Origin of the sequence: Pectobacterium wasabiae CFBP 3304, from assembly GCF_001742185.1 — a bacterium.
GTDB classification, from domain to species: Bacteria; Pseudomonadota; Gammaproteobacteria; order Enterobacterales; family Enterobacteriaceae; genus Pectobacterium; species Pectobacterium wasabiae.
The window spans coordinates 494,058-507,801 of record NZ_CP015750.1 but is presented as its reverse complement, the minus strand read 5'-3'; the positions used below and the strand labels follow the sequence as shown (position 1 = coordinate 507,801).

Genomic DNA, 13,744 nt, shown 5'->3' with positions numbered 1-13,744 from the left:
AAAAGCGCGTGCGACATGTTACGGCGTTGAGGAATCGAAGCAGAGTGATAGAATGTTGCCCACTTTTGTTCTCTGAGCTTATGTCGGTCTATGCCGACAGCCGTTGCGTAATAAGGCTGTAATCCCAAATGAAAATCAAAACCCGTTTCGCCCCTAGCCCTACTGGCTATCTTCACGTCGGTGGCGCTCGTACCGCACTGTACTCTTGGCTGTTTGCCCGTCATCAGGACGGTGAGTTTGTACTGCGTATTGAAGATACCGATCTGGAGCGTTCAACTCAGGACGCAATTGATGCCATTATGGATGGTATGAACTGGCTGAGCCTGAACTGGGATGAAGGCCCGTACTACCAGACTAAACGCTTTGACCGTTACAACGCCGTTATTGACCAGATGCTGGAAAACGGTACGGCATATAAGTGTTACTGTTCGAAAGAGCGTCTGGAAGCGCTGCGTGAGCAGCAGATGGAAAAGGGTGATAAGCCACGCTACGACGGCTGCTGCCGTGGTTCTCACGAGCACCATGCTGATAATGAACCGCACGTTGTCCGTTTCCTTAACCCGCAGGCAGGCTCAGTCATCTTTAATGACCGTATTCGCGGGCCGATCGAATTCAGCAATCAGGAACTCGACGATCTGATCATCCGCCGTACTGACGGTTCACCAACCTACAACTTCTGTGTCGTTATCGATGACTGGGATATGGAAATTACGCACGTTATTCGTGGTGAAGACCATATTAACAACACGCCGCGTCAGATTAATATCCTGAAAGCGCTGGGTGCACCAGTGCCAGAGTATGCGCATGTGTCGATGATTCTGGGTGATGACGGTAAGAAATTGTCCAAACGTCACGGCGCTGTCGGTGTGATGCAATATCGCGATGACGGCTACCTGCCGGAGGCACTGCTGAACTATCTGGTGCGTTTAGGCTGGTCATCTGGCGATCAGGAAATCTTCTCTATCGATGAGATGAAGTCTCTGTTCTCATTGGATGCCGTTAATAAATCGGCGAGCGCCTTCAATACTGAGAAGCTGCAGTGGCTGAACCATCACTATATTAACCATCTGCCAGCAGAATACGTGGCGACACATTTGTCATGGCATATTGAGCAGGCTGGAATTGATACGCGCACCGGCCCGCAGTTGAGCGAACTGATCGGTTTGCTGGGAGAGCGTTGTAAGACCTTGAAAGAAATGGCGGACTCTTGCCGTTATTTCTATGAAGATTTTGCTGAGTTTGATGCAGATGCTGCGAAGAAACATCTGCGTCCAGTTGCGCGTCAGCCGCTTGAGCTGGTACGTGAAAAACTGGCAGCGATTACTAGCTGGACGGCAGAGAATATCCACCACGCCATTCAGGGTACGGCGGACGAGTTGGGTCAGGGCATGGGCAAAGTCGGTATGCCGCTGCGCGTTGCGGTAACGGGCGCAGGCCAGTCTCCAGGCGTTGACGTTACCGTGCACGCTGTTGGTCAACAGCGTTCGCTGGCGCGCATTGATAAAGCGTTGGCGTTTATCGCGGAGCGTGAAGCCCAGCAGTAATCGTTATAGTGCTATATAGAACAGACCCCGGCAAAATGTCGGGGTTTTTTATGACATCGAATAATGATTATTGACCAGCGATAGCGACCGCTTTGCCGATAGCATCAGGGATCACGTCGCCATGTCCTTTTCCTGGGAACAGAATAAAGTCGGCTTTTGTGCCTTGCTCATTGAGCCGGTCAGCTAGCGTTTTTGCTCTTTCCACCATTTTTCTCTGGCTGAGCCGTTCTGCCCGCTTTTCATCAACGGGTTTACCCGCCTGTGTTTTGGCTGGCTCATCTTCATTTGCCCCTGCCGTGACGGTAATTGACTGCGGCGGTGTAGCGAGCAGCGGCATTCTTGCCGGAATCGCAACGCCATTTCCCCACCAGATAGATGGGCTTGCGGCAACATAACGCTGGAAAGATTCGGTGTGGTTAAAAAGCGTATAGAGCGTAAACAGACCGCCGAAAGAGTGTCCGGCCAGCGTTTGTTTTTGCTTATTCACGGCGTAGTTCGCTTCAACCCAGGGTTTTACCGTGGATTGCAGGAATTGATAAAACGCCTCAGCTTCGCCGCCTGCGGCAAAATCTGGGTCGGTGAGTGTGGTTGGTGGCGTGTAGTCTCGCGTTCTGGCGGGAATATCGTAAGGCTTATCGATCGGATAACCGATAGCGACAATCAGCGGTGCCGCGCCATTTTTCGCGTTATAGCTATTTACGGCAACGGGAAACTGGGCATTGCCGTCCAGCATGTACAGCACCGGATAGCCGCCTTCTGGTGCGGGTTGACGGGGAAGCGCGATGAAAAGTCGATAGGAATGTTGTGCGCCGCTTTGCATCTCAACGTGCCTGATCTCAAATTGAGCTTTTGCTTGTTCGGTAATATCAGGAGTAGTCGGCTCAGCCCGAACGGGCAATATGCCAGATGTTGATACCATCAGAGAAAATACAATCATAGGAAAATAGCGCATGTGCTGGGTGCTTAATAGAAGACAAAAGCGTAACGTAGAGCGATGATAATAAATCGCGTTATCGTTGGCAGCTTTTATTGTGCTTATGATGATATGACACCGAAATTGCCGCCTTTTTTTTCTTACCTTTGGCGTCTTTTTCAGCGGTTGATCGGATAACCGGATTTAGCCGTTGACACTGCTAATCGGGTTTCATATTATGCGACGCGTTCGCACAGTACTTGCCTTTACGGTAATGCTGTAAGATACGGGGCTATAGCTCAGCTGGGAGAGCGCTTGCATGGCATGCAAGAGGTCAGCGGTTCGATCCCGCTTAGCTCCACCAAACACTCCCTCTGTTTGGTTAGTTATCACGAACATTCCACACGTTGTGGGGCTATAGCTCAGCTGGGAGAGCGCTTGCATGGCATGCAAGAGGTCAGCGGTTCGATCCCGCTTAGCTCCACCAAATCATCGCGTTATTTCCTAGTCATTTCTTTTTCTCGACTTATCCGCATTCAATCAACGTTTTTCATTTGCTTAATACACGTGTAAGTAGCTTCTTGTTAACGATTTTTTATAAACGGTTCTTTGTAAAGGGTAGTCGGTTGCTCCCATTGTTTGAAAACAACCAAACCGTTACCGCTTAGGCCTCTTCCGGAAGCCTTGGCGTCCAGTCTATTGGCGATAATCCTTGCTGTTCCAGAAGCTGATTGGCCTGCGAAAAATGCTTACAGCCCAGAAATCCACGGTGTGCAGACAGTGGGGAAGGGTGCGGCGATTTCAGAATATGGTGGCGCTGTTGGTCAATGATGTTGCCTTTTTTCTGTGCATGCGAGCCCCACAAGAGAAAGACCAAACCTTCCCGCTGTTCATTTAATGCAGCAATGACGCGATCAGTAAAAGTTTCCCAGCCCAGATTGGCATGTGAGTGCGCTTGCCCAGCTTCAACCGTTAATACCGTGTTTAGCAGTAAAACGCCTTGCTCCGCCCAGCTTTGCAGAAAACCGTGCCGTGGAATTTCAAATCCAGGGATGTCGTTCGCCAGTTCTTTATAAATGTTACCCAAAGAAGGTGGGGCGGGGACGCCCGGACGTACAGAAAATGACAGCCCGTGTGCCTGATTTGGGCCGTGATAAGGATCTTGCCCCAGAATGACGATTTTGACTTGATTCAGTTCGGTAAAGCGGAACGCGTTAAAAACATCCTTCTGCGGGGGATAAATCGTCTTACCAGCAGCCCGTTCTTTCCCTACGAATTCAAGGGTGTTGATGAAGTAAGGCTGCTGCTTTTCTTGTGCCAGCACGTCATGCCAAGTGAGAGAGGTCGCCATCATGCACTCTTTTTTACAGGTTAAATGGTGTTGTAGGTAGCTTACCGATCTATCGTGCCGAGGTAAAACCGTAACCGCAATTGTCGGGATGAAAGGGTCTTTTATTGAAAAAAAATTGAAAATTTACAAAAATATTTGCAATTCGGTGTGTTGGTAAAATTGATATAAAACAATATATTGCCAGTGCGCTACTAGGTTGATGGGTTTTAAAATTGATTTAAGTCAAGGATGTCTGGTTATCAGACTGGTATATAAGAGAACAGAGATACATAGTTTTATACGATCGTTATGAAATCTGGCAGTTTTTTTGCCGATAGCGATTTTTACTAAGCTAGTTTTTAACGATGTCGGTTTTTAACTAAGACAATAACACGCCGTTTTACGGAGGCAATTATGGTTACTGGTATTCAAATCACCAAGGCTAACGACAGCGCTCTGATCAATTCCTTCTGGTTGCTGGATGAAGAGAAATCACAGGCGCGTTGCGTATGTGCTAAATCGGGTTATAGCGAAGACCAAATCGTTCCAGTGAGCGATCTGGGTCAAATCGAGTATCGTGAAATTCCGTTGGAAATCAAACCTGAAGTGCGTGTGGAAGGTGGTCAACACCTGAACGTCAACGTTCTGCGCCGTGAGACGCTGGAAGATGCCGTTAAGCACCCGGAAAACTATCCGCAACTGACTATCCGCGTATCTGGCTACGCTGTTCGTTTCAACTCACTGACGCCGGAACAACAGCGCGACGTTATCGCTCGTACTTTTACCGCGAGCCTGTAAGCTGTTACTCAAGCATTAACAGAAAGGGAGCCGAAGCTCCCTTTTTTATATCTATATAAAATATCGACAGTTTTATTCAGCAGACGGTTCGTCAGTTTTCTTTGTTGGCTGGCGACGCTTACCGACATTTTTACTGTCGCGATCGCGAACCTTCACTTTAACTTTTTCTTTTTCCTTCTCTTTTTTCTCTTTCCGCTTAGCGAGCACTTTTTTCGACGGTTTGCCCGTGGTTTTGGCGCTTGGCGCTTTGGTCTCTGGGCGAAGTTCCTCAATGACGCGCGGTTTTAGCGGCTCATTCAGGTAGCGGCTGATTTTTCCCAGCAGCAGGTGATCGTGCGCTTCAACGAAAGAGATGGCACAGCCTTTGCGACCCGCGCGGCCGGTGCGGCCGATACGGTGAAGGTAAGTATCTGCTGTACGCGGCAAGTCGAAGTTAAATACGTGGCTGACATCGTTAATATCAATACCACGCGCGGCGATATCTGTTGCTACCAGCACGTTAACCCGGCCATCGCTCATGCGTTTGATCGCCTCATTACGCTTAGCTTGCACCATTTCGCCTTCGAGATAGCATGAGTTAATGCCAGCTTCATGCAGCCAGGATACCAGCTCATGCACCCGCTCACGCTTGCGTACAAAGATGATTGAGCGTGTCACATCTGGCTGTTTTAACTGATTGCAGAGCAGGGCCGTTTTGTGTTTGAGATCGTCGGCGCGGTAATACCATTGCAGAATTTTTTTACGTTCCCGACGCGATGGGTCGGATTCGATTTCAACTGGTTCGTTGAGCAGACGCTCGGCGAAATCCTTGATCGCGTCCCCTTCCAGCGTCGCAGAAAACAGCAGCGTTTGCTTGCGCCAGCGGGTTTCTCCGGCGATGTGTTCAATATCCTGGGCGAAGCCCATATCCAGCATTCTGTCCGCTTCATCCAGAATCAGTGTTTCTACCGCGCGGCAATCGAAGTTTTCTTCTTTGATGTATTGCAGCAAACGGCCAGTCGTCGCGACGACGACGTCCTGATTCTCACTGAACACTTCTGCGTGGTTCATATATGCCACGCCGCCAGTGATTGTGGCGATATCCAGATGCGTATGCGCCGCAAATGCACGCGCCTGATCGGCAACCTGCATAGCGAGCTCACGAGTTGGCGTGAGGATCAGAATACGAGGTGGACCTGATTTTTTACGAGGAAAATCGATAAGATGCTGCAAAACCGGCAGCAGATAGGCGGCGGTTTTACCTGTTCCTGTTGGCGCGGAGCCCAGTACGTCGCGGCCTTCCATCGCCGGAGGGATTGCCTCGGCTTGAATCGCAGTCGGACGTTCATAACCCATATCGCGCAGGGCGTCTAACAGGCTTTCATCAAGATCGAGCTCGGAAAAATTGGTTACAGTCATGGTCTACCTCTATTTGGGGCGCCGATTATAGACGGATTGGCCGATTTCTTCACCTGTTTAAGCAGACATCGGCACTTTTCCTGCACGGATGTTTCACCTATGCTACTGCGGTTTGCGTTTGGAATCTTATTTTCATGAGTCATCAGGCTGATAATAAACTGACATTGCGTCGGGATGGATTCACCTTCAAGCAATTTTTTGTAGCGCACGATCGCTGTGCAATGAAGGTTGGAACCGATGGTATTTTGCTGGGGGCCTGGGCGCCCGTGTCCTCAGACATGCGAATTCTGGATATCGGCAGCGGTTCCGGTCTCCTCGCGCTGATGCTGGCGCAGCGTTCTGAACAGCATGTTCAGATTGATGCCGTCGAACTGGATAGCGCGGCCAGTCAGCAGGCAAAAGAAAATATTGCAGCCTCTCCATGGGCTGACAGAATAACGGTTTATGCTGAAGATATCGTGGGTTTCACCGCGACGCGAAGTACTGATTATTCGTTGATTATAAGTAATCCGCCTTATTTTCCGCCGGGGATCGCGTGTGGTTCAGCTCAGCGTGAACAGGCGCGCTACACCACCTTGTTAACCCATGACGTGCTATTGTGCTGTGCTCATCAGTTGCTGATGCCTGAAGGGCTTTTTTGCGTGGTGCTACCCGTTCAGGTTGCGGAGCACTTTATTCCTCTGGCGCAGCAACATAATTGGCATGTCCAGCAGCAGCTTTGCGTATCTGAACAGGAAGAGAGACCTGTGCACCGCGTTTTGCTGACGCTGTCTCGTCAGGAAAGGGGATGTGTGAATTCCTCATTGGTAATCCGTGATGCAGAAAGGCGTTATTCGATGGACTTTCAGCAACTGACAAAAGATTTTTATCTTTTCATGTAGGTGGCAGACGCTTTGTCGCCGCGTCTGCCTTTTCTGAGTGAACTATGGTTTTTGTGAACCACGATTTTTATGAATTATGGCACCAGAATCGTTGGTGTCGGTGCCTCGAACTGTTCTGGATAGTCCAGTGTATAATGCAGCCCGCGACTTTCTTTCCTTTCCAACGCACAGCGGACGATGAGTTCGGCAACCTGCACCAGATTACGTAGCTCCAGCAAATTGTTGGAAATACGGAAGTGAGAGTAGTACTCATTGATTTCCTGCTGGAGCAGATGGATGCGGCGTTGTGCGCGTTCTAATCTCTTAGTGGTGCGCACGATCCCAACGTAATCCCACATAAACAAACGCAGCTCGTGCCAGTTATGCTGGATCACCACCTGTTCGTCGGAGTTGTCGACCTGACTTTCATCCCAATCCGGCAATTTTTTCACCGCTTTGATTTGCGGTAAGCGCTGCAAAATATCTTCGGCGGCTGACCAGCCATAAACCAGACATTCCAGCAGTGAATTAGATGCCATGCGGTTTGCGCCGTGCAATCCGGTATAGCTGACTTCGCCAATCGCATACAGGCCGTCAAGGTCGGTACGCCCATGTTGGTCGACCATCACGCCACCACAGGTATAGTGCGCTGCCGGTACGATCGGTATCGCTTCACGGGTCAGATCGATGCCGAGAGAGTGTAGTTTTTCATCGATGGTGGGGAAGTGCTGTTTGATGAACGCTTCGGGTTTGTGGCTGATGTCCAGATACATGCAGTCTGCACCAAGCCGTTTCATCTCATGGTCAATGGCTCTGGCGACCACATCGCGCGGAGCCAACTCGCCTCTGGCATCGAAATCGGGCATAAAACGTGTGCCGTCTGGGCGTTTAAGGTACGCACCTTCACCGCGTAATGCTTCCGTCAGCAGGAAGTTTCGCGCCTGTGGATGGAACAGACAGGTTGGGTGAAACTGATTGAATTCCAGGTTTGCTACGCGACAACCCGCACGCCACGCCATGGCGATACCGTCGCCGGAAGAAATATCGGGATTCGTGGTGTATTGATAAACTTTGGATGCGCCACCGGTTGCTAAAACGACCGTTTTCGCCCGGCAGGATTCTACGCGTTCCCGCTCACGGTTCCATATATAAGCACCAATAATGCGGCGAGTACCAGGCAAACCTAGCTTATTGGAGGTAATTAAGTCGACGGCGTTGCAGCGTTCCATAATCCGAATATTCGGATGAGATAACGCTTTTTGCACCAACGTATTTTCTACTTCTTTTCCGGTTGCATCCGCAGCGTGTAGGATTCGGCGGTGGCTATGGCCACCTTCGCGCGTGAGATGATAACGTTCTTCGCCGCTGGTGCTGGTTTCGGTATCAAATAGCACGCCTTGTTCAATCAGCCATTGCACGCAGTGTTTGGCATTGCTGGCGATGAATTCAACGGCTTCCCGTTCACACAGGCCATCGCCAGCGATCAGGGTATCTTCGATATGAGAATCAATGGTGTCGGCTTCATCGAAAACAGCGGCGATGCCACCCTGAGCATAAAACGTCGCGCCTTCGTTAAGCGGGCCCTTGCTTAATACCGTCACGTTGGCCTGCGAAGCCAGACGCAGCGCCAGTGAAAGCCCGGCAGCGCCGCTGCCAATGATTAAAACATCACAGACGTATTCAGTGGTCGTTTGCATGGTTGTGTCGTGGATGCAAAAAGAAGAGGAAATCCGATGTTAGCACCCAATGGTCGATTGCCGTATCGGTTTTTCGTCCCTTCGCTACGCTATAAAGGATAAGCGAATGGCACAACATGGTGAATCGTGCGAATACCCCGGATTTATCGTATCATCCAGGGAAGAGCGTAGAAGTCTCAGATGAAGACCGTGTATTCAGATAAAGACAATGTGTGATGAAGAGAATGCGTCATGATACGCATCGCAAAGACGAGTTGCGGCGCTAAGTAAAAGAAAAATGATGGCCCGGAACTTTATTGAATGTCTTGGTTCTAATGAGGAGCTTGCTCTAAATATGGCTTATATATCTGGCAGTACTATTTTATGTGTGGAGAACGGTTTGAGTAGAGATTACCTCGGATGAGCGAGCAACTGGCAGATCAGGTTCTGGTCGAGCGAGTCCAAAAGGGCGATCAAAAATCGTTTAACTTGTTGGTCGTTCGTTATCAGCATAAGGTAGCGAGCCTGGTATCGCGGTATGTTCCACAAGGGGACGTGCCGGACGTGGTACAGGAATCGTTTATTAAAGCATATCGCGCGTTAGAATCATTCCGCGGCGATAGTGCGTTTTACACATGGTTGTATCGTATTGCCGTGAATACGGCCAAGAATTATCTGGTAGCTCAGGGCCGCCGTCCGCCTTCTAGCGACATTGATGCCAATGACGCGGAAAACTATGAAAATGCGGGTGCGCTGAAAGAAATATCGAACCCTGAGAATTTAATGTTGTCAGAAGAACTGCGAAGCATAGTTTTCCGAACTATCGAGTCTTTACCGGAAGATTTACGTTTAGCGATTACGCTGCGTGAGTTGGACGGTTTAAGCTACGAAGAGATTGCCGTGATTATGGATTGTCCCGTCGGCACGGTTCGTTCTCGTATTTTCCGGGCGCGGGAAGCTATTGATAATAAAGTACAACCGCTTATTCAGCGCTAGCGAGCGTTTCTAGCTATCCGCATGACTAATGATGGATTTGACAAGGTAAGGGTGTCGGTATGCAGAAAGAGAAACTTTCCGCTTTAATGGATGGCGAAGCCGTAGATTCCGAGCTGTTGGGCGCACTGTCACGGGATGACGCGTTGCAGCAAAGTTGGCAAAGTTATCATCTAATTCGTGATGCGTTACGTGGTGATGTGAGTGAAAACGTGATTCACTTGGACATTGCTTCTCGTGTTGCCGCTGCAATCGAAAAAGAGCCTGTTCGTCTAGTTCCACAAGCGCAGCCTGAATCTCAGCCACAACCTGTCGAGTGGATGAAGATGCCGTTCTGGCACAAAATCCGCCCGTGGGGCAGCCAACTGACGCAAGTCGGTGTTGCTGCCTGCGTCTCTTTAGCCGTGATTGTCGGTGTACAAAATTATCAGCAAGGTAATGCGCCCGAACATGTTGTGGAATCCGGCGTATTCAGTACCTTACCCGCTATGGGTACGGCTTCCCCTGTGAGTCTGGGCGTGCCGTCAGAGAATATTGCTCCTCACAGCGGGCAACAGAAATCTGATATGCAGCGTAACCGCCTTAACGCTATTTTGCAGGACTACGAATTACAGCGTCGGTTGCATGCAGAGCATGCTCTGCCACAGGACGATCAGCAAGCGGCCATTCAGGTTCCCGGTACTCAATCATTAGGAACACAGCCTCGGTAATGAAGCATGCCTGGTCCGCCGCCTGTTTTCTGATTGGCAGCCTGTTTTATTCTACGTTCGCTCCGGCTCAAAATGTTGAGCCGGGCGCGCTGCTGCAGCAGATGAATGGCGCAGTTCGTTCTCTGAATTACGAAATTTCATTTATCAACATCACCCCGCAAGGATTCGAGTCGGTACGGTATCGTCATGCCGTGGTCAACAATCATTCCTTGGCGCAACTGCTATTTATGGATGGCCCGCGGCGCGAAATTGTGCAGCGTGGCAATGAGGTCAGCTACTTCGATCCCGGTTTTGAGCCATTTACACTCGCCAGCGATCATATCGTCGACTCTCTCCCTTCCCTCGTCTTTGCCGATTTCCAGAAGTTATCGCCCTATTATGATTTTGTTCCCGCAGATGGGCGGGTGCGTATTGCCGATCGTCTGGCACTGGGCGTTCGCGTTATTTCACGCGATGGCACACGCTACAGTTATACCGTGTGGATTGATGCAGAATCTAAACTTCCATTGCGTATCGATTTACAGGATCGTAATGGTGACAAGCGGTTGGAACAATTCTTAACAACATCGCTAATTGTTGATGATGATGTGGTGAGCGTAATGCGTCCGCTAGAAGGGATCACATTGCCTTCTGTTCTACCCGCGCCTGCCGCAGAAAAAGGCGATTTTTCTTGGGAGCCAGAATGGTTGCCTACAGGAATGAAAGCGCTTTCGCATAGCAAAAAAATCTTGCCCGGATCATCTCTTCCGATGGAAACACGCCTGTACAGCGATGGTCTGTTTAGTTTTTCGATTAATATTAACCCGTCTTCTGACATGAGTGAGGAGCAGTCACTGCTCACCGGTCGACGCTCTATTTACACTGTCATGCGGGGCAATCACGAGATTACCGTTGTCGGTGATATTCCGCCCTCTACGGCTAAGCGCGTGGCTGAAAGTATTGTTCTGAAGGTGCAACCATGATCAAAGAGTGGGCAACGGTTGTGTCATGGCAGGATGGAATCGCAGAACTGCGGTGTGAGCCAAGCGCGGGGTGTGGTAGTTGTAAATCTCGCTCGTCGTGTGGAACTGGCCTATTAAGTCAGCTTGGGCTTTCCGCCGAAAATACGCTGTATGTCCCTTACGATCGTCCTTTGGATGTCGGACAAAAAGTGGAATTGGGTATTTCCGAGGGGCGGTTGCTGCTTTCTGCCGCTCTGGTTTACTTTGTTCCGTTGGTTGGATTGCTGTTCGGGGCTGTGATATTCCAAACGTTATTCAGCACCGATCTGGCTGCGGTTATCGGCGCATTGTTGGGGGGCTGTTTGGCGTTTATCGGCGTTAAACGCTGGGCAAAGCGATTAGGTAAAAATAAGCGTTATGAGCCTGTTATCCTGCAAATCGCGCTACCTGGAACGCTGTTACAAAATTGACCTGTGCGCCTGAGCATAAACGGCGTGCGGTGCTGAAGCCGCGTGCACTATTTTGTTATCGTTCGACACGATATTTGCCACGTAATGACACTTTACTTCCTGCTTTCCTCTCGTTGTTCTGCTATTCCAAACAAAACCGTCATAATCAAGGGGAATGCGCCGGACATGACTAGGTTTTCACGCTTCCCGCATGTAGAATGCTGCGATTCAGGTGGAATAACATCGCTGCTGTTTTCACCTATGCGCATGCCCATCGGCAAGAATTTCAGGAATATCAAGGTAGAAAAATTTTTATAATGAAGCATATACGAAATTTCTCCATTATTGCCCATATCGACCACGGTAAATCGACGTTATCTGACCGTATCATCCAGATTTGCGGCGGTTTAACCGAGCGTGAAATGGCTGCGCAGGTTCTGGATTCCATGGATCTGGAACGTGAACGCGGAATAACGATTAAAGCGCAAAGCGTAACGCTGGATTATAAAGCGCAGGACGGTCAAACCTACCAGTTAAACTTCATTGATACGCCTGGGCACGTTGACTTCTCTTATGAGGTTTCTCGTTCGCTCGCTGCTTGTGAAGGCGCGCTGCTTGTTGTTGATGCCGGGCAGGGTGTTGAAGCCCAAACGCTGGCTAACTGCTACACCGCGTTGGATATGAATCTGGAAGTGGTGCCGGTTCTGAATAAGATCGACCTGCCTGCCGCTGATCCTGATCGCGTTGCTCAAGAAATTGAAGACATTGTTGGCATCGATGCCACTGATGCCGTGCGCTGCTCGGCAAAAACAGGGGTTGGCGTGCCGGATGTTCTGGATCGTCTGGTGCGTGATATTCCGCCGCCGGAAGGCAGTTCTGATGCCCCGTTGCAGGCGTTGATTATCGACTCCTGGTTTGATAACTACCTTGGCGTTGTGTCGCTGGTACGTATCAAAAACGGCACGATGCGTAAAGGCGACAAAATTAAGGTAATGAGTACGGGTCAGGTGTATAACGCTGACCGTCTCGGCATTTTTACACCGAAGCAGATCGACCGCGATGTATTGAACTGCGGCGAAGTAGGCTGGCTGGTGTGTGCCATCAAGGATATTTTGGGTGCGCCTGTCGGGGATACCCTGACGCTAGCGCGTCAGCCGGCTGAAAAAGCATTACCGGGCTTCAAGAAAGTCAAACCGCAGGTCTATGCCGGTCTGTTCCCGATCAGTTCCGATGACTATGAAGCATTCCGTGATGCATTAGGTAAGCTGAGCCTCAATGATGCCTCGTTGTTCTATGAGCCGGAAAGTTCTACCGCGCTTGGTTTTGGTTTCCGCTGTGGCTTCCTGGGTCTGCTGCATATGGAGATCATTCAGGAACGTCTGGAGCGTGAGTACGATCTGGAACTGATTACCACGGCACCGACGGTAGTATATGAAGTAGAAACGACGGCGAAAGAAACCATTTATGTCGATAGCCCGTCTAAACTGCCGCCGTTGAACAATATTCAGGAACTGCGCGAGCCGATTGCCGAGTGCCACATGCTGATGCCACAGGAATATTTGGGCAATGTGATTACGCTTTGTATTGAGAAGCGCGGTGTGCAGACGAACATGGTGTATCACGGCAATCAGGTTGCGTTGACCTATGAAATCCCGATGGCCGAAGTGGTGCTCGATTTCTTTGATCGCCTGAAATCAACCTCGCGTGGTTATGCATCGTTGGATTACGGCTTCAAACGTTTCCAGACATCAGATATGGTGCGTGTTGATGTCTTAATCAACAATGAACGTGTCGATGCATTGGCCCTGATTACTCACCGTGATAATTCACAATACCGAGGCCGTGAGTTCGTCGAAAAGATGAAAGAACTCATTCCGCGTCAGCAGTTTGATATTGCGATTCAGGCCGCGATTGGTAACCACATTATTGCGCGCTCGACGGTTAAGCAATTGCGTAAAAACGTACTGGCCAAATGTTATGGTGGCGACGTCAGCCGTAAGAAGAAATTGTTGCAGAAACAAAAAGACGGTAAGAAACGTATGAAGCAGGTCGGTAACGTCGAGCTGCCGCAAGAAGCGTTTCTGGCAATTCTGCACGTCGGCAAAGACAGTAAATAAATTCTGAGGAGTTGG

13 protein-coding genes and 2 tRNA genes are annotated in these 13,744 nt (G+C 49.9%); 10 read left to right on the top strand and 5 right to left on the bottom strand.

What is annotated here, in order from left to right:
* The first annotated feature begins 128 nt into the window (after positions 1-128).
* The gene (gltX, locus tag A7983_RS02310) at positions 129-1,544 is read left to right on the top strand and encodes a glutamate--tRNA ligase (protein ID WP_005973543.1); all 1,416 of its coding nucleotides are present in this window, start codon (positions 129-131) and stop codon (positions 1,542-1,544) included.
* A gap of 67 nt (positions 1,545-1,611) precedes the next feature.
* Here the strand turns inward: gltX and A7983_RS02305 are convergent, their stop codons facing one another.
* The gene (locus A7983_RS02305; protein WP_235778060.1) at positions 1,612-2,481 is read right to left on the bottom strand and encodes an alpha/beta hydrolase; all 870 of its coding nucleotides are present in this window, start codon (positions 2,479-2,481) and stop codon (positions 1,612-1,614) included.
* A 264-nt stretch (positions 2,482-2,745) separates the two neighbouring features.
* On the opposite strand from A7983_RS02305, the gene A7983_RS02300 reads away from it, so the two are divergent.
* Both A7983_RS02300 and A7983_RS02295 read left to right on the top strand, forming a co-directional pair.
* Positions 2,746-2,821, top strand: a tRNA-Ala gene (locus A7983_RS02300).
* A 47-nt stretch (positions 2,822-2,868) separates the two neighbouring features.
* Positions 2,869-2,944, top strand: a tRNA-Ala gene (locus A7983_RS02295).
* Positions 2,945-3,121: 177 nt separating this feature from the next.
* Here the strand turns inward: A7983_RS02295 and ung are convergent.
* Positions 3,122-3,808 carry a uracil-DNA glycosylase gene (gene ung / locus A7983_RS02290; RefSeq protein ID WP_005973549.1) on the bottom strand — a complete coding sequence of 229 codons (687 nt, stop codon included), beginning with the start codon at positions 3,806-3,808 and terminating at the stop codon, positions 3,122-3,124.
* Positions 3,809-4,201: 393 nt separating this feature from the next.
* On the opposite strand from ung, the gene grcA reads away from it, so the two are divergent.
* Positions 4,202-4,585, top strand: a complete 384-nt coding sequence (gene grcA, locus A7983_RS02285) for an autonomous glycyl radical cofactor GrcA (RefSeq protein ID WP_005973551.1) — start codon at positions 4,202-4,204, stop codon at positions 4,583-4,585.
* Positions 4,586-4,657: 72 nt separating this feature from the next.
* On the opposite strand, the gene srmB is transcribed toward grcA, so the two are convergent.
* Positions 4,658-5,983, bottom strand: coding sequence for an ATP-dependent RNA helicase SrmB (srmB, locus tag A7983_RS02280; protein ID WP_005973554.1), 1,326 nt, complete (start codon positions 5,981-5,983; stop codon positions 4,658-4,660).
* Between the two features lie 134 nt (positions 5,984-6,117).
* Between srmB and trmN the strand changes: the two genes are divergently transcribed.
* Positions 6,118-6,864: a tRNA(1)(Val) (adenine(37)-N(6))-methyltransferase TrmN gene (gene trmN / locus A7983_RS02275; protein ID WP_005973556.1), complete on the top strand. Its 747-nt coding sequence runs from the start codon at positions 6,118-6,120 to the stop codon at positions 6,862-6,864.
* 74 nt (positions 6,865-6,938) lie between these two features.
* Here the strand turns inward: trmN and nadB are convergent, their stop codons facing one another.
* On the bottom strand, positions 6,939-8,540 hold the full coding sequence (gene nadB, locus A7983_RS02270) for an L-aspartate oxidase (RefSeq protein WP_005973558.1): 1,602 nt from the start codon (positions 8,538-8,540) through the stop codon (positions 6,939-6,941).
* 399 nt (positions 8,541-8,939) lie between these two features.
* Between nadB and rpoE the strand changes: the two genes are divergently transcribed.
* From rpoE to rseC, 4 genes are read left to right on the top strand one after another with little or no spacing between them, the layout of a single operon-like run.
* Positions 8,940-9,515, top strand: coding sequence for an RNA polymerase sigma factor RpoE (rpoE, locus tag A7983_RS02265; RefSeq protein ID WP_005973561.1), 576 nt, complete (start codon positions 8,940-8,942; stop codon positions 9,513-9,515).
* 59 nt (positions 9,516-9,574) lie between these two features.
* A complete protein-coding gene (gene rseA / locus A7983_RS02260) occupies positions 9,575-10,222 on the top strand; it encodes an anti-sigma-E factor RseA (RefSeq protein ID WP_005973564.1) in 648 nt (215 codons plus the stop codon).
* On the top strand, positions 10,222-11,184 hold the full coding sequence (rseB, locus tag A7983_RS02255; RefSeq protein ID WP_005973567.1) for a sigma-E factor regulatory protein RseB: 963 nt from the start codon (positions 10,222-10,224) through the stop codon (positions 11,182-11,184). Before rseA ends, rseB begins: the two co-directional genes overlap by 1 nt.
* On the top strand, positions 11,181-11,633 hold the full coding sequence (gene rseC, locus A7983_RS02250; protein WP_005973570.1) for a SoxR-reducing system protein RseC: 453 nt from the start codon (positions 11,181-11,183) through the stop codon (positions 11,631-11,633). The genes rseB and rseC overlap by 4 nt, the downstream gene beginning before the upstream one ends.
* A 92-nt stretch (positions 11,634-11,725) precedes the next feature.
* Here rseC and A7983_RS23840 read toward each other — a convergent pair whose 3' ends face one another.
* Positions 11,726-11,938 (bottom strand): hypothetical protein, encoded by a 213-nt coding sequence (locus tag A7983_RS23840; RefSeq protein WP_043885462.1) that lies wholly within the window; start codon positions 11,936-11,938, stop codon positions 11,726-11,728.
* Between A7983_RS23840 and lepA the strand changes: the two genes are divergently transcribed.
* Complete coding sequence (gene lepA, locus A7983_RS02245) at positions 11,930-13,729, top strand: translation elongation factor 4 (protein ID WP_005973573.1); 1,800 nt, start codon at positions 11,930-11,932, stop codon at positions 13,727-13,729. The two genes, A7983_RS23840 and lepA, sit on opposite strands and share 9 nt — an antisense overlap.
* Positions 13,730-13,744 lie beyond the last annotated feature (15 nt).

Bases quoted from the DNA above. Each gene is read 5' to 3' on its own strand.
- rseC (WP_005973570.1), top strand. From the start codon at position 11,181: ATGATCAAAGAGTGGGCAACGGTTGTGTCATGGCAGGATGGAATCGCA.
- rseA (WP_005973564.1), top strand. From the start codon at position 9,575: ATGCAGAAAGAGAAACTTTCCGCTTTAATGGATGGCGAAGCCGTAGAT.
- nadB (WP_005973558.1), bottom strand. From the start codon at position 8,540: ATGCAAACGACCACTGAATACGTCTGTGATGTTTTAATCATTGGCAGC.
- grcA (WP_005973551.1), top strand. From the start codon at position 4,202: ATGGTTACTGGTATTCAAATCACCAAGGCTAACGACAGCGCTCTGATC.
- lepA (WP_005973573.1), top strand. From the start codon at position 11,930: ATGAAGCATATACGAAATTTCTCCATTATTGCCCATATCGACCACGGT.
- A7983_RS23840 (WP_043885462.1), bottom strand. From the start codon at position 11,938: ATGCTTCATTATAAAAATTTTTCTACCTTGATATTCCTGAAATTCTTG.
- trmN (WP_005973556.1), top strand. From the start codon at position 6,118: ATGAGTCATCAGGCTGATAATAAACTGACATTGCGTCGGGATGGATTC.
- rpoE (WP_005973561.1), top strand. From the start codon at position 8,940: ATGAGCGAGCAACTGGCAGATCAGGTTCTGGTCGAGCGAGTCCAAAAG.
- rseB (WP_005973567.1), top strand. From the start codon at position 10,222: ATGAAGCATGCCTGGTCCGCCGCCTGTTTTCTGATTGGCAGCCTGTTT.
- srmB (WP_005973554.1), bottom strand. From the start codon at position 5,983: ATGACTGTAACCAATTTTTCCGAGCTCGATCTTGATGAAAGCCTGTTA.
- gltX (WP_005973543.1), top strand. From the start codon at position 129: ATGAAAATCAAAACCCGTTTCGCCCCTAGCCCTACTGGCTATCTTCAC.
- A7983_RS02305 (WP_235778060.1), bottom strand. From the start codon at position 2,481: ATGATTGTATTTTCTCTGATGGTATCAACATCTGGCATATTGCCCGTT.
- ung (WP_005973549.1), bottom strand. From the start codon at position 3,808: ATGGCGACCTCTCTCACTTGGCATGACGTGCTGGCACAAGAAAAGCAG.